Annotated in this window: 19 protein-coding genes; 6 read left to right on the forward strand and 13 right to left on the reverse strand. The window is 70.3% G+C overall.

Features of this window, described 5'->3' with window-relative positions; all coding sequences use genetic code 11:
• Positions 1-24: 24 nt before the first annotated feature.
• The gene (locus AB0L53_RS10170) at positions 25-489 is read right to left on the reverse strand and encodes a DUF2000 domain-containing protein (RefSeq protein WP_363992627.1); all 465 of its coding nucleotides are present in this window, start codon (positions 487-489) and stop codon (positions 25-27) included.
• A 113-nt stretch (positions 490-602) separates the two neighbouring features.
• Here AB0L53_RS10170 and AB0L53_RS10175 point away from each other — a divergent pair, with 113 nt between their 5' ends.
• A complete protein-coding gene (locus tag AB0L53_RS10175; RefSeq protein ID WP_363992629.1) occupies positions 603-1,094 on the forward strand; it encodes an Lrp/AsnC family transcriptional regulator in 492 nt (163 codons plus the stop codon).
• Between the two features lie 50 nt (positions 1,095-1,144).
• Here the strand turns inward: AB0L53_RS10175 and lysS are convergent, their stop codons facing one another.
• The 10 genes from lysS to AB0L53_RS10225 form a co-directional block, all read right to left on the reverse strand.
• Complete coding sequence (lysS, locus tag AB0L53_RS10180) at positions 1,145-2,767, reverse strand: lysine--tRNA ligase (RefSeq protein ID WP_363992631.1); 1,623 nt, start codon at positions 2,765-2,767, stop codon at positions 1,145-1,147.
• Between the two features lie 48 nt (positions 2,768-2,815).
• Positions 2,816-3,436: a VOC family protein gene (locus tag AB0L53_RS10185; RefSeq protein WP_363992633.1), complete on the reverse strand. Its 621-nt coding sequence runs from the start codon at positions 3,434-3,436 to the stop codon at positions 2,816-2,818.
• Between the two features lie 40 nt (positions 3,437-3,476).
• A complete protein-coding gene (locus AB0L53_RS10190; protein ID WP_363992634.1) occupies positions 3,477-4,070 on the reverse strand; it encodes an alkylhydroperoxidase domain protein in 594 nt (197 codons plus the stop codon).
• Positions 4,067-4,663: a CMD domain protein gene (locus AB0L53_RS10195; RefSeq protein ID WP_358437739.1), complete on the reverse strand. Its 597-nt coding sequence runs from the start codon at positions 4,661-4,663 to the stop codon at positions 4,067-4,069. The genes AB0L53_RS10190 and AB0L53_RS10195 overlap by 4 nt, the downstream gene beginning before the upstream one ends.
• Positions 4,660-5,643, reverse strand: a complete 984-nt coding sequence (locus AB0L53_RS10200) for a putative FMN-dependent luciferase-like monooxygenase (RefSeq protein ID WP_363992635.1) — start codon at positions 5,641-5,643, stop codon at positions 4,660-4,662. The genes AB0L53_RS10195 and AB0L53_RS10200 overlap by 4 nt, the downstream gene beginning before the upstream one ends.
• Positions 5,640-7,214: an ABC transporter ATP-binding protein gene (locus AB0L53_RS10205; protein WP_363992636.1), complete on the reverse strand. Its 1,575-nt coding sequence runs from the start codon at positions 7,212-7,214 to the stop codon at positions 5,640-5,642. Before AB0L53_RS10205 ends, AB0L53_RS10200 begins: the two co-directional genes overlap by 4 nt.
• A 25-nt stretch (positions 7,215-7,239) precedes the next feature.
• Complete coding sequence (locus tag AB0L53_RS10210) at positions 7,240-8,019, reverse strand: ABC transporter permease (RefSeq protein ID WP_363992637.1); 780 nt, start codon at positions 8,017-8,019, stop codon at positions 7,240-7,242.
• A 78-nt stretch (positions 8,020-8,097) separates the two neighbouring features.
• Positions 8,098-9,030: an ABC transporter permease gene (locus AB0L53_RS10215; RefSeq protein WP_363992638.1), complete on the reverse strand. Its 933-nt coding sequence runs from the start codon at positions 9,028-9,030 to the stop codon at positions 8,098-8,100.
• Positions 9,027-10,652 (reverse strand): TIGR04028 family ABC transporter substrate-binding protein, encoded by a 1,626-nt coding sequence (locus tag AB0L53_RS10220; protein ID WP_363992639.1) that lies wholly within the window; start codon positions 10,650-10,652, stop codon positions 9,027-9,029. Before AB0L53_RS10220 ends, AB0L53_RS10215 begins: the two co-directional genes overlap by 4 nt.
• Positions 10,653-10,842: 190 nt before the next feature.
• On the reverse strand, positions 10,843-11,349 hold the full coding sequence (locus tag AB0L53_RS10225) for a DinB family protein (protein ID WP_363992640.1): 507 nt from the start codon (positions 11,347-11,349) through the stop codon (positions 10,843-10,845).
• Between the two features lie 130 nt (positions 11,350-11,479).
• Here AB0L53_RS10225 and AB0L53_RS10230 point away from each other — a divergent pair, with 130 nt between their 5' ends.
• A complete protein-coding gene (locus tag AB0L53_RS10230) occupies positions 11,480-12,919 on the forward strand; it encodes a polysaccharide deacetylase family protein (RefSeq protein WP_363992641.1) in 1,440 nt (479 codons plus the stop codon).
• Between the two features lie 4 nt (positions 12,920-12,923).
• Here the strand turns inward: AB0L53_RS10230 and boxB are convergent, their stop codons facing one another.
• Entirely contained in the window at positions 12,924-14,324 is a 1,401-nt protein-coding gene (gene boxB, locus AB0L53_RS10235; protein ID WP_363992642.1) for a benzoyl-CoA 2,3-epoxidase subunit BoxB, read from the reverse strand.
• A 1-nt stretch (position 14,325) separates the two neighbouring features.
• Complete coding sequence (gene boxC / locus AB0L53_RS10240) at positions 14,326-15,921, reverse strand: 2,3-epoxybenzoyl-CoA dihydrolase (protein WP_363992643.1); 1,596 nt, start codon at positions 15,919-15,921, stop codon at positions 14,326-14,328.
• A gap of 92 nt (positions 15,922-16,013) precedes the next feature.
• On the opposite strand from boxC, the gene AB0L53_RS10245 reads away from it, so the two are divergent.
• From AB0L53_RS10245 to AB0L53_RS10260, 4 genes are read left to right on the forward strand one after another with little or no spacing between them, the layout of a single operon-like run.
• Positions 16,014-18,161, forward strand: coding sequence for a glycoside hydrolase N-terminal domain-containing protein (locus AB0L53_RS10245; protein WP_363992644.1), 2,148 nt, complete (start codon positions 16,014-16,016; stop codon positions 18,159-18,161).
• A 52-nt stretch (positions 18,162-18,213) separates the two neighbouring features.
• Positions 18,214-18,822 (forward strand): RNA polymerase sigma factor, encoded by a 609-nt coding sequence (locus AB0L53_RS10250; RefSeq protein ID WP_357957438.1) that lies wholly within the window; start codon positions 18,214-18,216, stop codon positions 18,820-18,822.
• Positions 18,815-19,876: a CU044_5270 family protein gene (locus tag AB0L53_RS10255; protein WP_363992645.1), complete on the forward strand. Its 1,062-nt coding sequence runs from the start codon at positions 18,815-18,817 to the stop codon at positions 19,874-19,876. Before AB0L53_RS10250 ends, AB0L53_RS10255 begins: the two co-directional genes overlap by 8 nt.
• On the forward strand, positions 19,873-20,769 hold the full coding sequence (locus AB0L53_RS10260) for a hypothetical protein (protein ID WP_363992646.1): 897 nt from the start codon (positions 19,873-19,875) through the stop codon (positions 20,767-20,769). Before AB0L53_RS10255 ends, AB0L53_RS10260 begins: the two co-directional genes overlap by 4 nt.
• Positions 20,770-20,781: the final 12 nt, after the last annotated feature.

Genomic DNA, 20,781 nt, shown 5'->3' on the forward strand with positions numbered 1-20,781 from the left:
CGCGTAACTGAGGCACCCGGATATTTAGCGGAGCAAAGGAAGTCGTCCGGTGTGGCGCTCCACCACCGCGCGCGGGCCGAGCAGGCTGACCGCGTAGTAGGGCGGGTCCTCGGTGCGGGCGAGTTCGGCCAAGTAGTCGTCGTAGACGTTCGTTCGCTGGGCGATGGCCGCCATGTCGGTGACGACCAGGTCGGGCTCGGCGGCGGCCTCGGCCCGCACCCGGCTGACGATCGCGGCGGGCGCGGCCAGCACCGTGCAGCCGATCCACGGCAGCCCGGCATGCGCGTGGCCGCCGGCGTCGGTGCCGCCCGAGCCGAGGATCGCGGGCACCGTACGGCCCACGGAGGCGGCGAGGCAGGCGGCGGCGTTCGCCTGGAGGCCGCGGGGCAGGTCGCGGTCCACCACCATCACCCACTTCACCGGGAGCTCCCGGGTGGGCAGGTCGCTACGGTGGTCAAGGCTGTCGATCCAGTCTGCGAGCGCGGTCATCCTTCTCTCCTTCTCCGAACTTATGAGGGGAGATTGCACTTTTCTCTGCTGAATCAACAACTCGTGGTGGCGGATTCCGAAGAAAGTTCGGAGATTCGTGGCAGGATGCGGGTGTGGACGAACTTGATACGGCCATCGTCGTCGAGTTGCAGCGCGACGGCCGCCAGACCAACCGTGAGCTCGCCGAGCGGATCGGCATCGCGCCCTCGACCTGCCTCGAACGGGTGCGGTCCCTGCGCGGCAACGGGGTGATCGAAGGCTTCCACGCCGAGATCAACCTGGCCGCCATCGGGCGCCCAGTGCAGGCGCTCATCCACGTACGGCTGCACCCCAAGATCCGCGAGGCGGTCGAGGGGTTCCGCGACTATGTGGCCACGCTGCCGGAGACGCTGGCGATCTTCGTGGTGTCGGGCGGCGACGACTTCATCATCCAGGTGGCGGTGCGCGACACGGGCCACCTGCGTGACTTCGTGCTCGACCACGTCTCACGGCACCGCAACATCGCCGACGTGCGTACGTCGCTCGTCTACGACCACATCCGCAAGACCTCGGTCGAGGTCCTCCCACCCGAACGCCCCAGCCCACCCCGCACCGGCCGCAAGTAACCGCACGACAGGCGACCGTCAGACGGTCGACTCCCGGGCCTGGCCACTTCTCATGCGCCGACCAGCTTCCGGACCTGGTCGGCGCCGACGGCCAGGAGGAGGGTGGGGAGGCGCGGGCCGGTGTCGCGGTCGACCAGGAGCCGGTACAGCAGGGCGAAGAAGGCTCGCTGCGCCGTCTTCAGCTCGGGCGTGGCCTTGGCGTCGGGCGCCAGCCCGGCTCGTACCTTCGGCACGCCGTAGACCAGCGTGGTCAGCCCGTCGAGCGACCAGTGCTCGTCGAGTCCGTCGACCAGCAGCCGGAGCGAGTCGCGCTCGTCCTCGTCGAGCGCGGCGAGCAACTCGGCGTCGGGCGATTCGCGCACGCGGGTGCGCTGGTCGGCGGGCACCTGGGTGTCGACCCAGCGCTGCGCGCGGTCGAGCCGGGGCCGGGCCTCGTCGAGCGAGGCGAGCTCGCCGTCGAGGTCGCGCAGGATCCGCAGCGTCTGGTCGTCGTCGCCCGTGGTGATGTCGACGATGGAGGCCAGCGTCCGGTACGGCACAGGCCGCGGCGTGGCGGCCAGCGGGCCCTCGGCCGTGCGTACGGCCCGCTCGTAGGCGGCCAGCTCCGCGGGTTGGGCGGTTTCGGTGGCGACCTTGCGGCCCAGGCTGTCCCACTCGTCGTAGAGCCGCTGGATCTCCTGGTCGAAAGCGATCTTGAAGGACTGGGAGGGCTTGCGCCGCGCGTACAGCCAGCGCAGCACCGGCGCCTCCATGATCTCCAGCGCGTCGGCCGGAGTCGGCACGTCACCCTTGGAGCTGCTCATCTTGGCCATGCCGGTGATGCCGACGAAGGCGTACATCGGGCCGATCGGCCGCTCGCCGCCGAACACCTCGCCGACGATCTGCCCGCCGACCACCCAGGCCGAGCCGGGGGAGTGATGGTCGACGCCCGAGGGCTCGAACACCACGCCCTCGTACGCCCACCGCATCGGCCAGTCGACCTTCCACACCAGCTTGCCGCGGTCGTGCTCGGCCAGGCGCACGGTCTCCCCGAACCCGCACTCGCACACGTACGCCAGCTCGGTGCTGTCGTCGTCATAGGCGGTGACCGTCGTGAGATCCCGCTGGCACAGCTCGCAATAGGGTCTGTAAGGGTAGTAATCCACCGCCTCGGTGCGGGCCGACTCCTTGGTTCGGTAGCGGGCCAGGACCGCGTTGATCCGTTCCCGCTCGCGCATGGCGAGCAGGATCTGCTCGCGGTAGGTGCCGGCGGAGTATTGCTCGGTCTGGCTGATGCCGGTGTAGGTGATGCCGAGGTCGGCCAGCGCCTCGATCATCGGCGCCTTGAAGTGCTCGGCCCAGCTCGCGTACGGGCTGCCCGGCGGGGCGGGCACCGAGGTCAGGGGCTTGCCGATGTGGTCGGCCCAGGATGGGTCGATGCCCGCGGGCACCCTGCGGAAGCGGTCGTAGTCGTCCCACGACAGCAGGTGCACGCAGTCGAGGCCGCGGCGGCGGATCTCGTCGGCGACCAGGTGCGGAGTCGTGACCTCCCGCAGGTTGCCCAGGTGGATCGGCCCGGACGGGCTCAATCCCGAGGCGCAGACGATCGGTTTCCCCGGGGCACGACGCTCCGCCTCGGAGATCACCTCATCCGCGAACCTGGAGACCCAGTCGGTCTCCGTAGTGTCAGCCATCGCGCCATTCTTGCGGCTAGCCCGCGATCAAGCCAACGGAATGCGCGGCTAGGCCAGGGTCACGGGGCCGAGCGGGGTGTCGAGCACGGCCCGCAACAAGATCTCCGGGCCCTCTGTGACGTCCAGCTCGACGCCCAGCGCGGCCAGGTCGCGGCGGAGCGCGGCGGGCTCCGGGTGGACCGCGCCGAAGGCGGACAGCCCCAGCCGGGGCAGCCCTGCGGGACGGGTGGTGTCGCCCCAGTCGATGAGGAACGGCACCGGCCGGACCGGCTCGGAATCGTCTCGCCTGGTGAGCCGCCACTCCAGCAGGGTGCCGTCGGGGGTGCGCCGGGACAGCGGCTCGATGTCGCCGGGGTCGTAGCCCTGCTCGCGGGCCTCCCGTACGGACTTGTCGAGGTCCGCGGAGCGCACGGCCCAGGTGATGAGCCGCGGTTCGGTGACGGTCTCCAGGTCGAAGAAGGAGCGCCGGGGTCCGGGGTCCGCTTCCGGATCGGGGCCGACGATCTCCAGGTAGGAGGTCTCGCCGAAGCCGACCAGGTAGTTGGCGGTGCCGCCGGGGTGGCGGCCCCCGACCGCCGGGGTGACCCCGGTGCGCTCGGCGAAGTCGGCGACGCCGCCTAGAAGGTCGGGCACGGCGTAGACGAGGTGGTCGAGGCCAGGATCGGTCACTGGACTGCCTCCGGTCGGCGATGGGCTCTCGGATCGGTCACTAGTATGCCTTCCGGTCGTCGGTGGGCTCTCCTAGCGAGAGCATGAGCCGGTTCGCCCAGTTGAAGAAGGCCGCCGCGTGAATCGTGTCGCTGATCGCCAGATCATCCAGCCCGGCCGCGCGCAGCGCCTCGATGTGCTCGGCGCCGAACTCGGACGGCGTGGCCGCCAGCGCCACCGAGGCGTCGATGACGGCCCGCCACCGCCCGTCCTGCGGTGCCGCCACGCCCTCGTCGAGCAGCCGTCCCACGTCGTCGGGCCGTTTGGAGTAGTGGGCCGCGAACCGCGCGTGCACGGAGGCGCAGAAGACGCACCCGTTGCGGCGCGAGGTGGCGGTGGCGGCCAGCTCGCGCTCCGGGCGCGGCAGGCCGCCCTTGGTGTTGTAGAAGATGTCGTTGTCGGTCTTGGTCCGCGCGTGCAGGATCTCCGGGTCGCGGGCGAGCAGCCTGAAGTACGGCGAGGCGGCGCGGGACCCGTCGACCAGGGCCTCCCGGTGGGCTTCGGTCAGCTCGTGTTCGGCCAGCGGCGCCAGCCACGGTTTCCAGCCCAACTGGTCGGTGGTGAAGCCCAGCTGGTCGGTGGTGAAGCCGGTCATGCGGTGGTCTCCTTCTGGGCGGCGCCGAGCAGCCGCAGGCCCGCGACCACCCGGATCTGAAAGCTGAGGAAGGCCACGAGCTGCGAAAGCGTCACGATGGCCGTGTCGCTCCAGCCCGCGTCCGCGAGCGCCCGCAGGTCCTTGGGGTCGGCCTCGCGCGGGCGGAACACCAGCAGGTGCGCGTGCTCGAAGGCGGCGGCGAGCCGCGACCCGAGCGCTTCGGGCTGCCGGGTCCGGTAGCGCAGCCCCTCGTCGCTCTCGGCGGCGAGCGGTCCGTCGGCGGGGTAGGTGCCGTAGGGGCCGGTCGTACTCCCGGCCTCGATCTCCAGCCGGACCGCGCCGAGCAGCTCGGGAGCCAGCTCGGCGAGCCGGTCGGCGTAGAAGCGGGCGGTGCGGGGATCGCTGTGCAGGCCGGTCACGAAGGCCGCCACCGCGTCCCGCTCGACCAGCGAGACCGCGCCGGGCACGTCAGGGGTGAGCAGCGCGTCGAAGCCGCGCTGGGCGTGCTCGCGGGCGTCCGGCCGCCGGTCGCGCAGGCGATCGAGCGGGGAGTCCGGCTCGATCCCCACCAGGTGGTCGATCACGTCGATCATGTGGTGCTCAATTCCGTGGTGTTCGGGGCCCAACCGAACGCCGGGGCGACCTCGGTCGCCAGGAGCTCGATGGAGCGGAGGATCAGCGGATGCGGCGGGTCGACCGAGTGCACCTGCAGGACCAGGTCGGTGACCCGGTCGAGCGTGGGATCGGCCTTGAGGCTGTCAATGACGTCCTGCGGGGTGCCCACGTGCACGTCGAAGGCGGTGATGCGGTCGCGGGAGGTCTCGAAGGGCAGCCGGGCGCGGCTCAGCCCGCGTTCGGCGTAACGCAGCGCCTCGGCCCGGCTGTCGGCCACGAACGCGGTCCGCGAGGCCACGATCCGGGGCGCGGTGCCCGTGGGCAGGTTCTCGTAGTAGGCGTCCACGATGGGCCGCTGGATCTCCGCCAGCGTCGCCTCGGGATGCTCCTCGGGGCGTGGCTGGGTACGCGACAGCATCAGCCCGTTGCCCGCCCGGCCCGCCCTGGCGCCGCCGCTCACCGAGAAGGTCGCCTCCCAGACGGCGTCGAGCAGGCGCGGCGCCGCGGGATAGAGCCGGTTGCCGCCGCCGAGGTCGCGGCCCGACCAGGCGTCGACGAGCACCGCGAGATGCTCGGCGTAGACGGCCGCGCGCCGCGCGCTCTCCTTCCCGAACGCGGTGAACGACGACGGCGTGCCGCCGCTGCCGACGCCCACTTCGAGCCGGCCGCCGGTCAGCAGGTCGAGTACGGCGGTGTCCTCGGCCACGCGTACCGGATGTTCGAGCGGCAGCGTGATGATGCCGGTGCCGAGCCTGATCCGGCTGGTACGCGCCGCGACATGGGCGAGGAAGACCAGCGGCGCGGGCAGCCCGCCCTCAGCGCCGTCGAAGTGGTGCTGCGCCACCCACGCCGTGTCGAACCCGAAGGACTCCGCGTGCCCGATCTGCTCGGCGGCCAGCCGGTAGCGCTCGTCGGCGGGCACCTCGTCGAGCAGCCGGCTGAAGAATCCCAGCCTCATCGCACCGGCTCCGGGATCGCGGCCAGGAGTTCGCGGGTGTAGTCGTGCCGTGGGTCGGTGAAGACCCGTTGTGTGGTTCCGAATTCCACTATGCGTCCCTTGTTCATGACGGAAACGGTGTGTGAGATCTGGCGCACCACCGCGAGGTCGTGCGAGATGAACAGATAAGTCAGCCCCAGATCACGCTGGAGCTCTTCGAGCAGGTCCAGGATCTGAGCCTGTACGGTCACGTCGAGCGCGGAGACCGCCTCGTCGAGCACCACGACCCCCGGATCGACGGCCAGCGCGCGGGCGATGGCCACGCGCTGCCGCTGGCCGCCGGACAGCTCGCGTGGCCTGCGGTCGAGCAGGCTCTCGGGGAGCGCCACACGTTCCATCAGATCACGCACCCTGGCGCGGCGGGCGGCACGGTCTCCGAGCCGGAAGTTGCGCAGCGGCTCCTCCACGATCGCGCCGATGGACTGCCGGGGGTCGAGCGAGCCGTAGGGATTCTGGTAGACGAGCTGCACGTGGCGCCGGAAGTCACGCCCTGTCCCCTTTCCGGCGACCGCCCCCGCTCCGGCGATCGTGACGGTGCCGGAGGTGGGTTCGGCGAAGCGTACGACCATGCGGGCCGTGGTCGTCTTGCCCGATCCGGACTCGCCGACGAGGGCGTGCGTGGTGCCGGGGCGTACCTCGAAGGACACCCCGTCCACGGCGCGGAACGGGCGTCTCCCGACGCGGAACTCCTTGACCAGGTCGCGGACCACGATCGCGGGCTCCTCTTCCGTGGTCTCCTCTACCGCCCGGAACTCGCGTACCGACAGCGCCGGCGCGTCGCGCAGCAGCTGCCCGGTATAGGCGGCCCGCGGATCCGACAGGACCTGGCCCGACGGGCCCTGCTCCTCGATCCGGCCGTCCTTCATGACGATCAGGCGGTCCGAGCGGTTCGCGGCGATGCCCAGGTCGTGGGTGACCAGCAGCACCGCCGTACCGAACTCGGCGCGCAGGTCGTCGATGAGGTCCAGGATGCGCCGCTGCACAGTGACGTCCAGCGCGCTCGTCGGTTCGTCGGCGATGACGAGCCGTGGTTCCAGGGCGATGGCGATGGCGATGAGAACCCGCTGACGCATCCCGCCGGACAGCTCGTGCGGGTATTGGCGGGCGCGCGTCTCCGGGTCCGGCAGGCCGACGCGGGTGAGCAGATCCACGACGCGGCGGGAGATCGTACGACGGTCGCCGCGTTTGTGGATGCGCAGGACCTCGCCGATCTGGGCGCCGACGGTCTTGACCGGGTTCAGGGAGTTGGACGGGTCCTGCGGGATCAGGCCGATCTGGGCGCCCCTGATCGATTCCATCCGACGGGTGGACCAGGTGGCCAGGTCGGAGTCGCCGAGCAGGATCCGGCCGCCGTCGAGGGTGGCGTTCGGGGGCAGCAGGCCGATGATCGAGTGGGCGGTGGTCGTCTTGCCGGAGCCGGACTCGCCGACCACCGCGACCACCTCCCCGGGCTCGACCGTGAAGGAGATCCCCTGGACCGCCGGTCGGGCGTCGTAGGAGACCGCGAGGTCGCGTACGTCCAGGAGGCTCATTGCTTGGGCCCTTCGATCGACCGGCTCATGTCGTGTTCCTTCCGATCGAGCGGCTGATCCGGCTCGCGGCCAGCACCACGGCCACGACCACCACGCCGGGCAGCGTCGTCAGCCACCACGAGGTGGCCAGGTAGTTGCGGCCCTCCGAGATGAGCAGTCCCCACTCGGGCGTCGGCGGCTCGGCGCCGTAGCCGAGGAAGCCGAGCGTCGAGATGGCCAGGATCGCCACCCCGAACTGCAGGGCGGCCAGCGCGATGACCGGGCCGAGCGAGTTGGGCAGGACGTGCCGCCAGAGCACGGCAGGGAACCGGCCGCCGCTGCCGAACGCGGCCTCCACGTAGTCGGACCGGCGAACCCGTACGACCTCCGAGCGCGACAGGCGGGCGAACGCGGCGACCGACCCGATGCCCACCGCGATCGCCACGTTGACCGTGCCGGGACCGAGCAGAATGATCACTGTCAGCGCCAGGAGCAGGCCGGGCACGGACAGCAGGACATCGGCCACCCGCATGACGGCGTCGTCGAGCAGCCCGCCGGTCGACCCGGCCAGCAGACCGAGCAGCGTGCCCGCGAGCAGGCCCACGGCGACGGCGACGAACGCGCCCGACAGGGAGTGCACGGAGCCGTGCACTACGCGGGCGAACAGGTCGCGGCCTACGGCGTCGGTGCCGAACAGGTGCTCGGGGCTCGGCGGGCGCAGCTTCTCGGCCGGTACCCCGGCCAGCGGGTCGTACCCGGTGAACAGGGCGGGCACGACGGCCCAGAGCACGACAAGGGCGATCGTCAACCAGGACAGGGCCTTCACGCCGCCGCCTCCCAGAGCACGACAAGAGACAGGATCTTCACGCCGCCGCCTCCCAGAGCACGGCAAGGGACAGGATCTTCACGCCGCCGCCTTCAGCCGGGGGTCGAGGACCGGGAACAGCAGGTCCACGCCCAGGTTGACCAGGACGAACACGGCGCTCGCGAGCACCACGACGGCCAGCATCACCGGTGTGTCCTGCGCGTTGACCGCCTGCTCGGTCAGCCGCCCGATGCCGTTGCGCCCGAAGACCGTCTCGGTGACGACCGACCCCGCGATGAGCTCGCCGAACGTCATCCCGGCGACGGTCAGTGCGGGCAGCACCGCGTTTCGGGCCACGTGTCGCCACAGGATCCACCAGCGCGACGCGCCCTTGGCGGCCACGACGGGTACGAACGGCTGCGTGTAGACCTGGTCGATGCCGCGCGCCAGCACCTGCGCGATCGGCGCCGAGATCGGCACGGCCAGCGTCAGCACCGGCAGGATGAGCTGCTGCGTCTGGCTGCCGCCAATCACCGGCACCAGCCCGAGCCGGAAGGAGAACACCTGGATCAGCAGGATCCCCAGCCAGAAGGCGGGCACCGAGACGAACAGCGACGGCACCGCCAGCAGCGCCCCGCGCAGCCAGGACGTCCGGCTGTAACCGGCGGCGAAGGCGAGCACCACAGCGATCAGCATGGCCAGCGCGAACCCCGCCGTGGCCAGCTTGGCCGTCTCCGGCAGCGCCTCGGCCAGCCGCTCGACCACCGGCGTGCCGGTGTCGATCGAGTAGCCGAAGCCGCCGCGCAGGAAGCCGAGCAGCGTGTGGAGGTAGCCGATGATCGGCGGGTCGCCGCCGCCGTAGTAGGCGCGGATCTCGGCGATCTGCTGGGGCGACAGCCCGAGCTCCGGGTTCTGGAACTTGATCAGGATCGAGTCGCCGGGCAGGAGCTGGAGGAGCACGTAGCCCGCCGTGAAGGCGGCCCACAGCACCAGCGCCGCCTGCCCGACGCGCAGCAGGACGTATCGGGTCACCGCTTCGACAGCCAGACCGAGTAGAACGTGGGCCTGGCCACCGCCTCGAAGGCGACGCCCTGGACGTACGGGGCGGCGCCGTAGACCTGCGGCTCCTCGAACAGCGGGATCGCGTAGCCCTGGTCCACCACGTAGCGCTGGATCTCGCCGACCTTGGCGTCGCGGGCGGCCTTGTCCGCCAGGGCCGACTCCTCCTCCAGGAGCTTGTCGAGCTTGGTGTCCTTGGACAGGATGACGTCGCGGTTCTGGCTGTGGAAGTGGCTCTTGATCACGTCCTCGTCGGCGCGGCCGACCATCGAGTGGGCGATGGCGGTCTTCTCCGCGTTCTTGATGTCGACGGCCTGGGTGCCGGCGTCTGCGGGCCGGATCTCCAGCTTCACGCCGATCTTGGTCCACTGCTGGGCGATGAGTTCGAGGGTCTGCTTGGACAGCGGTTGCGGGCCCGAGACGAAGACGCCGAGCTGGAGCGGCTTGCCGTTCTTGGCGCGGATGCCGTCGGCGCCGCGCGCCCAGCCGGCCTTGTCGAGCAGGGCGTTGGCCTTGGCCGGGTCGTAGGCGAGCTCCTTGGACAGGTCGACGTACCCGTGGGCGAGGTGGCTGAGGACCGAGGTGGCGACCGGGTAGCTCGGGGTGAACAGGGTGTCGACCACCTCCTTGGCGTTGGTTCCGGCCTGGAGCGCCTTGCGTACGTCGAGGTCGCTGAGGATGCTGTTGCCGGGCCGCAGGTAGAGGCCGTTGTTCACGCCTCTGGTCGGCTCCGCATAAATCTTGAAATTCGCATCCTTGACGGTTTTTTCGTCATAAGCCTGGACGTAGCGGACGTAGTCGGCCTGGCCCGAAGTGAGCGCGCCCACCCGCACGTTGTCCTCGGGCGTCACGATGATCTTGATCGTGTCGAGGTACGCGCGGCCCTGGTGCTTCGACGACGCCGGCGCCCAGTTGTAGTCCTTGCGGGCGGTCAGGTCGATCTCCTTGTCCACGACCTGTTTCGCCACGGTGAACGGGCCGGACCCGATGACGTTCTTGAGCTGGCACTGCTGTTCGTACGGCAGCGAGATCGTCTTCTTCGACACCAGGCCCGCGCCGATGACCGAGGTCCCCTGCAGAAAACCGGGTGACGGCTTCTTGAAATGGAAGCGCACGGTTCTGTTGTCGATGACCTCACTACGTTCGTAGTTGTTGACGAACTCGGCCGGGGGCAGCTTGAGGTCGGTGTCGCCCAGGCCGTACACGTCGAAGTTGGCGGCCACGGCCGAGGCGTCGAGCGGGCTGCCGTCGCTGAACGTCACGCCGTCGCGCAGGTGGAAGGTGTACTCGGTGGCGTCCTTGTTCACCTCCCACTTGGTGGCGATCCACGGCTCGATGCGCAGTGTCTTCGGGTCCTGCCAGGTCAGCTTGTCGGTGAGCTGGTTCAGCACGCCGCCGTTCGGATAGAACCCGGCGGCGGGCAGGTAGAGGCAGGTGGGTGGCTGATGCTCCAGGTAGGTCAGCGTGCCCCCGTAGACGGGTGCCCCTCCGGCGGCCTGCGCCTGGACGGCGGGACCGCCGCTGCCGCAGGCGGCGAGGAGCCCCGAGACGGCCAGCCCCGAGGCGGTGAGCATGGTGAGCGCGGCGGAACGCATGGGACATCCTTCACGGTGGTCGCTGGAACTAAAACCACTATATCCTACCTAGATAGTAGGTATATAACCCACCTCTGCCCTCTCAGCGGCCTGGCTGAGCGCCGCGTGCTCAGTGGCCTGATCGAGCGCCGCGTGCTCGGCGGCCTAGCTGAGCGCCGCGTGCCGGGCGGGGGACGTCAGCGGGGGGACGCTATTCGCCCGTCACGCCGTCGATCTGCTCGCGCAGGAGGTCGGCGTGGCCGTTGTGGCGGGCGTACTCCTCGATCATGTGGACGAGGATCCACCGGTGGGAGCAGTCCTCTCCGTGGCGCTGCTGCTTGCCTATGGCGTCGAGCGGCACCCCGGCCGACACTTCGCGGGCGTGCTCGATCTCGCTCTGCCAGGTCTTGAACGCCTCGTCGGCCGAGGCGGTGTCGACGTCGTCGAAGTCGGCGTCCTGGCGGGCATCCTTGCCCCACAGCTTCGGGACGTCCTCGCCGTTCAGTACTCCCCGGTACCAGGCCCGCTCCACGTGGGCCATGTGGCGGACCAAGCCGAGCAGCGACAAGGTCGACGGCGCGGCGGAACGCTGCCGCAGCTGTTCCTCCGACAGACCCTCGCACTTGACGGCCAGGGTCTCGCGATGCCAGTCGAGCCAGTTGGTGAGCATGGCGCGCTCGTCGGCGATGAAGGGGGGCGGGATGCGATTGTCACTCATGCTGCGCAAACGTAGCTGACCGGCCGAGTTACCGTCGAAGTAGACCATCCAGGACGGCCTGTTTGGCGAACCAATAGCTGGAACCAGGAGTCGAACGGGTCAGGGGCGGAAACGGCGGGGGGTCGTGATCATGAGGCGTCTGGTGGCCGCACTGGCGGTGGTCACGTTGACATCGACATCGTGCGGGGGGATCGGACAGGCGTCCGAGGTGTGGCAGGCCTCCGTCAAAGGGTCGGAGGACCCGGTCGCGACGGTCGCGCCGACGTGGATGCGCGGGCTGCGGGTGGTTCGCGACAACGGCAACGAGGGATCCTGTGCCTGGTCGACCACGTACCCGCAGGTGCCGGGCGCGCAGCCGCTGACGGACGCGCTGCGCCGGCTGGTCGAGGCGCGGCGGGCCACGTTCCTGAAGTGGGCGCGGGAGAGCGGGTGCGGCGAGCAAGCCGGGAAGGCGCCCGAGCTGAACGTCGGGTTCGGCTTCGTGGCGGCCTCTGGCGACGTGATCGGGGTCCGGTTCACCGTCTACCAACTCGGGGGCGCGGGCGACGGCAAGTCGACGACGTCGCTCTGGTACGACGGGGTCAAGGGCCAGGTGGTGCCCGCCATGTCGCTCATCGACGCGGCGTCCATGAGCGGCTTCGAGGCGCTGACGGAGAAGGCACTGACCGAGAAGGCACTGACCGAGAAGGCGCTGACCGAGAAGGCGCTGACCGAGAAGGCGCGGCTCGCCGACCGGAGCGCCCAGACGCTCGACGACCTGGGCTTCACCAAGGACGGCGATCTGGTCGTGACCTTCGACGAAGGGGAGGTGGCGGCGGGGGCCGTCGGCCAGGTGCAGGCCGTGTTGCCGCGCGCCGAGATGGAGCCGCTGCTGTCGGACTTCGGCCGGCGGGCGCAGGCCCAGGTCATGCGTCCGGCCGGTCGCATGGCGCTGCCCGGATATACGGCGGACGGCTCGGTCGACTGCCGCCGGGTCAAGTGCGTTGCGCTCACCTTCGACGACGGCCCGAGTCCGTACACCCCCAGGTTGCTCCAATACCTGGCCAGGTACCGGGCGCGGGCCACGTTCTTCGTCGTCGGGCAGAACGTGGTCGCCCGCCCCGGCGTGGTGCGCGGCGCCCTGCGGGCCGGGCACGAGATCGGCAACCACAGTTGGTCGCACCGCGACCTGACCAGGCTGTCCGCCCGTGGGGTGCGAGCGGACCTGGCCAGGACCGACCAGGCGATCCGGAAGGCGACCGGGGTGACGCCCACGCTGGTCCGCCCGCCGTACGGTGCCTTCGACCGCGTCGTACGCAGGCAGTCGCCGCACCCGCTGGTGCTGTGGAGCGTGGACACCCTGGACTGGTTGTACCGCAACAGCGGCCACGTGACCCGTGCCGCGGTCGGCCCAGCGCGACCCGGATCAATCATTCTTTTTCATGACATCAGGCCGACCACCGTGGCGGCGATCCCCCAGGTGCTGAAGAGGCTGTCCAAGCGCGGCTTCCACTTTGTGACGGTCAGCGAGTTGTACGGCGGCCGTCCCCCCGCGGTCGCCGTCCAAGGGCCGAGCCCGAGACACCCATGACCTATCAGAGGTGGACGTACTCGTAGTCGAGCGGCCGGCCGTTGATGCCGTTGCGCGGCGGGGCCAGCCAGGCGGCGATCTTGCCGGGTTCGTAGACCGGCCGCATCAGACTGTGGACGTACGCCTTGTCGGCGGGAGTGGGCAGCCAGCGGTCCCGGTCGCGCTCCCAGGTCGCCCGGTCGACGAGGCGGCCGTCCGGGGTGAGGTGGTGACCGGCGAACGCGCCGACCTGGCGGTTGAAGCCGACATGCGGCAGGTACAGGGTGGCGACGCCGTCCAGGATGCGGTTCCACCGGGTCAGGCCGGTGGCGCAGTCGGCGATGTACTCCCCGCGCAGGTCGGCGTTGAGCGCGGTCAGCGCGGGCAGGTGCACGTCGGCCAGGCGGCCGTCCACGACCTGCTGGACGGTGGTGGCCGCCTCGGTGAGCAGGTGGTCGTCCTTGCGGCGTTCCTCCTGCCAGCGGCCCTTGAGTCCGGCCGTGTAGTAGTTGGCCACGTTCGTGGAGGTCTCGCCGCCGAACAGGTCCAGGCTGACGCTGTAGTGGAAGTTGATGTACTTCTGGATGACATCAAGCGGGATGCCGCCATATTTCTGGATGTCGTCGGTGTCGTGCTCGCGCATCAGCGTCGCGGTGCGCTCCACCACCCGGTCCACGCCGGTGGTGCCGACGAACATGTGGTGGGCCTCCTCCTTCAACATGAACTCACATGTACGGCTGAGCGGATCGAAGGCGCTCTCCTTCAGCGTGCCCAGCTGGTACTTGCCGTCGCGGTCGGTGAAATAGGTGAACATGAAGAACGACAGCCAGTCCGGCGTCTCCTCGTTGAAAGCGCCCAGGATGCGCGGCGAGTCCTCGCTGCCCGAGTTGCGCAGCAGCAGCGCGTCGGCCTCGTCACGACCGCTGCGGCCGAAGTAGGCGTGCAACAGGTAGACCATGGCCCACAGGTGCCGGCCCTCCTCGACGTTGACCTGGAACAGGTTGCGCAGGTCGTACAGGCTGGGCGCGGTCAGCCCGAGGCGGCGCTGCTGCTCCACGCTTGCCGGTTCGGTGTCGCCCTGCACCACGATGAGCCGCTGCAGCTCGGCGCGGAACTCGCCGGGCACCTGCTGCCAGACCGGCTGTCCGCGGTGCTGGCCGAAGGCGATGCGCCGGTCGGGGTCGCGCTCGGCCAGGAAGATGCCCCACCGGTATTCGGGCAGCGCCACGTGACCGAAGTGCGCCCAGCCCTCCCGGCCCACCGCCACCGCCGTGCGCAGGTAGACGTCCTGGGTCGGCAGCGCCGGTCCCATCTCGCCCCACCAGCGCAGGAAGCCGGGCTGCCACGACTCCAGCGCCCGTTGCAGCCGCCGGTCCTCGGCCAGGTTGACGTTGTTCGGGATGCGCTCGCCGTAGTCGATGGACATCTCACACTCGCTTCCGGTCGAAGGCGGGCCGCTGCCCGGTGCCGTAGCGGCGCAGCGCGCCCTCGGGCCCTGCGGCGTTGGGCCGGTTGAACACCCAGTTCTGCCAGGCGGTGAGCCGGGCGAAGATCTTTGTCTCCAGCGTCTCGGGGCCGGCGAAGCGGTGGTTGGCCTCCATCGCGGTCAACGCGTCCGGGCTCAGGGCCGCCCGCTCCTCCAACGCGATGCGTACCTCGTCCGCCCAGTCGATGTCGTCGAGTGCGAAGGTGACCAGGCCCTGCTCCTCCGCCTCGGCGGCGTCGATCTCGCGGCCGGTCTCCTGCCGCAGCTTGGCGAGGTGGCCGGGGTCGCCGAGGAAGCGGGCGGCCAGCCGGGACAGGCCGTTGCCCATGGGGAACGCGCCGAAGTTCGCCTCGGTGAGGGTGATCGCCGTGCCCTCTTCGTCGAACATGTACTGGCGGTCGCAGGCCAGCGCCACCTCAAGCAGCGGCCCGGCGAAGCAGCTGCCCGGCTCGATCAGCGCGATCAGGCTGCGGCTCGTCACGTCCAGGCGTTTGAGCGTGCGCTTGAAGTAGTGCCGGATCTCGTCGGCCGGCCAGCCGTCGCCCTGCCAGGCTTCGAGTACGCGGCGGGCGTCGCCCTCGGTCTTGATCACCCAGGTGCCGAGCTCCGGCTCGTTGGTGCGCAGCCGCAGGATCAGGTCGTCCAGCTCCCGGGTGAGCGCCAGTGGCCAGGACTCGATGTCCTGTCGAGGGCCGTACACCGTGATGGTGACCAGCCCGTTCGCCCGGTTGAGGGCCGCGGTGACGTTCGGGTAGCGGATCGCGTCGGCGCTCACCTCGCGCTCCAGCGGGGTCAGCGCGATCCCCTTGGCCTCGCGCGGGCGGGTGGAGCGGGCGGCGGCCTCGGCGGCGCGCAGCCGTACCGTCTCCTCGAACCTGCTGCGCGGCACCGCCTCGTCGACCAGGCCCCACTCCACCGCGCGCGAGCCGCGCACACCCTCGCTGCGCGTGGCGAACACGTCCGCCAGGTCCTTGCGTACGCCGCGCTTGTCGACCAGCCGGGTCAGGCCCCCGGTGCCGGGCAGTACGGCGAGCAGCGGCACCTCCGGCAGCGACACGGCCGTGGAGCCGTCGTCCAGCAGGATGATCCGGTCGCAGGCCAGCGCCAGCTCGAAGCCGCCGCCGGCCGCCGTGCCGTTGATCGCCGCGAGGTAGGTCTGGCCGGAGTTCGCGGTCGCGTCCTCGATGCCGTTGCGGGTCTCGTTGGTGAACTTGCAGAAGTTCACCTTCCAGGAGTGCGATGACCCGGCCAGCATCCTGATGTTGGCGCCCGCGCAGAACACCTTCTCCAGGCCGCCGGTGATGATCACGGCGCGGACCTCGGGGTGCTCGAAGCGCAGGCGCTGGACCGCGTCGTACAGCTCGATGTCCACGCCCAGGTCGTAGGAGTTGAGCTTGAGCTCGTAGCCGGGGACCAGGCCGCCGTGCTCATCCACCTGGAGGACGATGCGGGCGATCTCGCCGTCGTACTCGACGCGGAGGTGGCGGTAGCGGTCGGGGTGGGTGTCGAAGGACACCTCGGGCGCTGTCTCGGACACGTCCCTATTTCGACATCTTTATTTCGCTGCGTCAAGCATATGTAGTATTTAATAGGGTGGCTGGGAAAGCGCTTCCCCTGGCCGGAGGTCCGATGCCCGCGCACCGCATTCATGACACCGAGCCCGCGCTGACCTGGGAGGACGCGTTCCTTTCCGGCAACGGCGAGTACGGGATCATGGTCTACGGCGAGCCGCACGCCCAGCGCGTGGTGTTCGACCATCACCGCTTCGTCCTGCCCAACGGCACCCGCGACCTGCGCCCGCCCGCGATCGCCGACCGGCTGGGGGAGATCCGTGAGCTGATCCTGTCCGGGCGGGCCGCCGAGGCACAGCGGGTGGCGGCCGACGGGCGGGGCCTGGCCTGGACGCAGGCGTTCCATCCGGGGTACGAGCTGGTCGTCGAGGGCACGTCTGCCGGGCCCTATCGGCGCGTCACCGACTTCGCGACCGGGGAGATCGTGGTCACCTCGGGCTTCGCGACCGGGGAGGTTGTAGGCACGTCGGGCGGGCGCGCACACCACGCGTTCGTCTCCCGCGCCGACTCCGTCGTGGTCCAGCGGCTGACCGGTGAGCTGAGGCTGCGTCTGACGGGCGACCTGCCCGGCAAGCCCGACGACGTCGTCTACCGGACCACTGCTTACGAGAAGGGCGGGCACGTCTTCCTGAGTGCTCGCGGCGCCTATCCGGCCGGGCTGGGCGCCGCCGGGTTCGAGGGGCTGACGCTCGTCCTGGCCGCCGACGTCTCAGTGTCCGGCGACGCGGTGGTGACGCGGGGCGAGACGCTGCTGCTGACGAAGCTGGACCGGTACGAGGAGCCCGGCTGGGGCACCGACCGGCTGGAGGCCGCTCTCACCGCCTTGGCCGGGCACCGGTACGACGAGTTGCTGGCGCGGCATGTCGTCATCCATCGGCCCATCTATGAGCGGCTCACCCTCGATCTGGGTGTGGCCGGGGACCCTCAGGTGGGCGAGCTGATCGCGGAGCCTGGTCCCGCATTGGTCGAGCGGTTGTTCCACTCGGGCCGCTACCTGCTGCTCAGCTCCTCGGGCGTGCTGCCGCCCCGGCTCACCGGTCTCTGGCTCGGCGCGTGGGGAGCGGCCTGGTCGGGCGACTTCACCACCGACGCCAACCTCAACCTGCAGATGGCCGGGGTGAACATCGGCGCGATGCCCGAGCTCATGACCGGGTACGCCGCCCTGATCCGCGACCAGATCGACCACTGGCGGGTCAACGCCCGCGAGATCTACGGCGTGGACGGCATCCTCGCGCCGAGCCGTACCGACGGGGAGAGCGGCTACCTGTTCCACCTCGACGAGGACTGGCCGTGGACGATGTGGCTGGCCGGGGCCGACTGGCTGCTGTACCCGCTCCACGAGCACCACCAGGTCACCGGTGATCTGCCCGACGAGCTGCCCGGCTGGCTGGCGGAGGCGGCGGCGTTCTGGGAGGGGTTCCTGGCCGGGTCCGACTTCGTGATCGTGCCGTCGTTCTCGCCCGAGGTGGGTCCCGAGGGCTCCTCGTACGCGAGCGTCAACGCGACCATGGACATCGCGGCGGCCCGGCACGCCCTGGGCCTGGCCGGATCACCGCTGGCCGAGCGTCTGCCGCCGTACCGGATCGACGAGCGGGGCGCGCTCACGGAGTGGGCGTGGGACGCGGCCCCGCACGAGGATCACCGGCACGTCAGCCACCTGTATCCGGTGTGGCCGCTGCACGAGATCAACCCCGACGACGAGCCGGAGCTGGCCGCGGCCGCGCACCGCGCCCTGGAGCTGCGTGGCGACGAGAACCTGTCGGCCCACGGCAGCCTGCACCGGGCACTGGCGGCGGCCCGGCTGAAGGACGCGGGGCTGGCCCAGGCCAACCTGATGAAGATCCTGGGCACGGACATGCTGTTCCGATCGCTCATGACGTCCCACAATCCGGGCCGGGAGATCTACAACGCCGACGCCGCGCACACCCTGCACGGGCTGGTCATCGAGCTGCTGGTGGACTCCCGGCCGGGGGTTGTGGAGCTGCTGCCCGCCGTACCCGAGCTGCTGCCGAAGGGGACGATCCGTGGCGTCTCCTGCCGGGGGCGGGTCGTCGTTGAGGAGCTGACCTGGGGGGAGGGGAGCGTGCGGGCGGTGCTGCGCTCGCCGGTGGACCAGCGGATCACCCTGATCCACCGCGCCTCCGGGCACCGGGAGGAGGTCGAGCTGGTCGCGGGCGAACCGCACCTGGTGGCCATCGACGGCTGACGGCCGTGAAAGCAGATCGCCCCATCGGTTGAGTACAGGTGTGACTGCCAACATGACGGCTCGGCTCCGGCTCGTTGATCCTTCGGGGGCGATCAGCGACGCGGACCTGGTGGAGGCGTCGTACCGAAAACCCGAGCGGTTCGGGGAGCTCTACGACCGCTATATCGGGGAGATCCACGCGTACCTGGGCAGGCGGCTCGGTCAGGAGGCCGCCGACGACCTCGCCGCCGAGGTGTTTCTCACCGCGTTCAGGAAGCGCACGACGTTCGATCGCGAACGCGGGGAGGTGCGTCCCTGGTTGTACGGCATCGCTTCTAACCTGATCGCGATCCATCGCCGTACCGAGACCAGGAAACTGGCGGCGCTGCGCCGCAGCGCGGCCGCGCCCGCGGGCACGGACCACGGTCACGAGGAACGCGTGGTCAGCCGCGTCGACGCCGCGAACGAGCAGGCGCGGCTCACGGCGGAGCTGCAGGCGCTCTCGGACGGGGACCGGGACGTGCTGCTGCTGAGCGCCCTGGGCGAGCTGAGCCATGGGGAGGTCGCCGAGGCGCTGGGCATCCCGTACGGGACCGTCGGGTCCCGTCTGTCACGGGTGCGCAGGAAGCTTCGTGCCGCCCTGGGCGGCGTCAATCCCTTGCTTGGAGGCTCTGATGGATGATTACCGGGCGGTGCGCGAACTGCTGCCCGCGCCGCCGCTGTCGCCGGAGGTCCGGCGGGCCGGGCGCGAACGGCTGGCCGGCGCGTTCGCGCACGAGGGGGTACGGCGGCGCCGCAGGGCCGCCAGATGGAGCACGCTGGGGCTCGGCCTGGCCGGGGCGGCGGCCGTCGCCTTGCTGGCCACCACCTCCGTGTCGCCGGGCGGGACGCCCGCCACGCACAGTGCGGTCGCCCCGATGAGCGCCAACCAGATCCTGCTGGCCGCCGCGACTTCGGTGGCCGCGACGCCCGACGCGGGCTCCTGGTGGGGCAGCAAGTTGATCGACGGCCGCGAGTTCTACGACCCGGGCCACCACTACCTGCTGCGGCAGAGCAAGTCGATGGAATCCTGGATCCCGGCGGATCCGGAGGCCCTTACCTGGTACCGCGAGACCTACCTCGGCGCCGTGCCCGCGAACCCCGAGGGCGAGGCCGCCTGGCGGGCCGCCGGCGCGCCGACGACCTGGACCTACGGACAGGGCAAGACTCCCGGTCTGATCACCGACGACCGGGCCGAGGGCATCGTCCGGGCGGCGCGGGGCAAGCCGTGGACCTTTTCCAGCGAGGACTGGGACTTCCGCATCGTCCTGGCCGGTAAGCCGCTGACCAGGATGAACGAGGTGCCGACGACTCCAGAGGGGCTGCGCGCGCTCTTCTCCGACGTGGACGGCCGGGCGCTCGTCGACAACGCCGTGAGCCTGCTCGTGTACGCGCCGGTGACGAGCGAGACCCGGGCCGCCGCCTACCGGCTGCTCGCGTCGCTGCCCGGGGTCTCGGCCGTCGGGCAGGTGACGGACACGCTTGGGCGTACCGGGCAGGCCCTCGAATACCAGTCCGCGGAGCTTCCCTCTACCGCGTACGCGGGGGGCACCCGTACCCGGCTGGTGATCGATCCGGCCACCGGGAAGCCCCTCTCGATCGAGACGCGCGCCGCGGACGACGGCCGTCTCCTGGAGTTCACCGCGATCCAGGAGAGCGTCTGGACAGATGTCAACCCACTGAAGGAGCACAAGTGAGATCGCTGATCGCCGCCGTCGCCGGTTTGGCCTTCACCGGAGCCCTCGCCGTACCCGCGCAGGCGACTCCGCCCGAGGGCAAGTACTGGCGGGTCGAAACGATCCTGAGCAGGACCCATCCGCGTCCGGTCGGCAGCGGCTACTGGCTGGCGGAGCGGCAGGCGTCCACCACCTGGCAGTCGCCCGAGGGCAAGAGCTGGTTCGGCTTCCGGACGCTCGGCGCCCGGCCCAAGACCGAGAAGGACGAGGCGGCCTGGCGCGCCGACGGCTCCCCGGCCTCGTGGACCTACCGCACGGAAGGCATGAAGATCTCCCTGTCCACGGAGCCCGGTGAGGGCCACGTGGGGCCGACGAAAGGTGCCCCCAAGGGCTTCCGCCTGGGCGAGAAATGGGTGACCTACCAGCAGCTCCAGGATCTGCCGTCGGATCCGGTCGCCCTCAAGAAGTATGTCGTCGCCGGCGTGAAGACCTGGATCAAGGGGGCCGCGGACGAGGCGAAGACCACCTCCCCGAACTCCAAGATCGGCGATTGGGAATCCCAACTCGACCGTTACGTGGCCATCGACCTGAGCCGGATGCTCTGGGAGAACCCGATCCCGCAAAAGGTCAGGAGCGCCGCCTTGCAGGCGTTCAAGACCACCAAGGGCGTCACCGACCTCGGGCGGGCCCAGGATTCGCTGAACCGCTCCGGGCAGAAGTTCGCCCTGCCGACGCTCACCACCAAGGGCACCGTGCTCAAGCAGCAGCTCCTTGTGGACACCAAGACCATGACGCTGCTGGCCGAGTACACAGACACCACGGTCGATGGGAAGCCGTTCCCGGCCAAGACCAAGGTGGAGACGTACAAGGTGGGCTGGACGAACGAACAGCCCGCCGTTCCGGACGGCAAGTAGGGCCACGAGGAC

The organism is Nonomuraea sp. NPDC052129, assembly GCF_040680095.1.
Taxonomy (GTDB): domain Bacteria; phylum Actinomycetota; class Actinomycetes; order Streptosporangiales; family Streptosporangiaceae; genus Nonomuraea.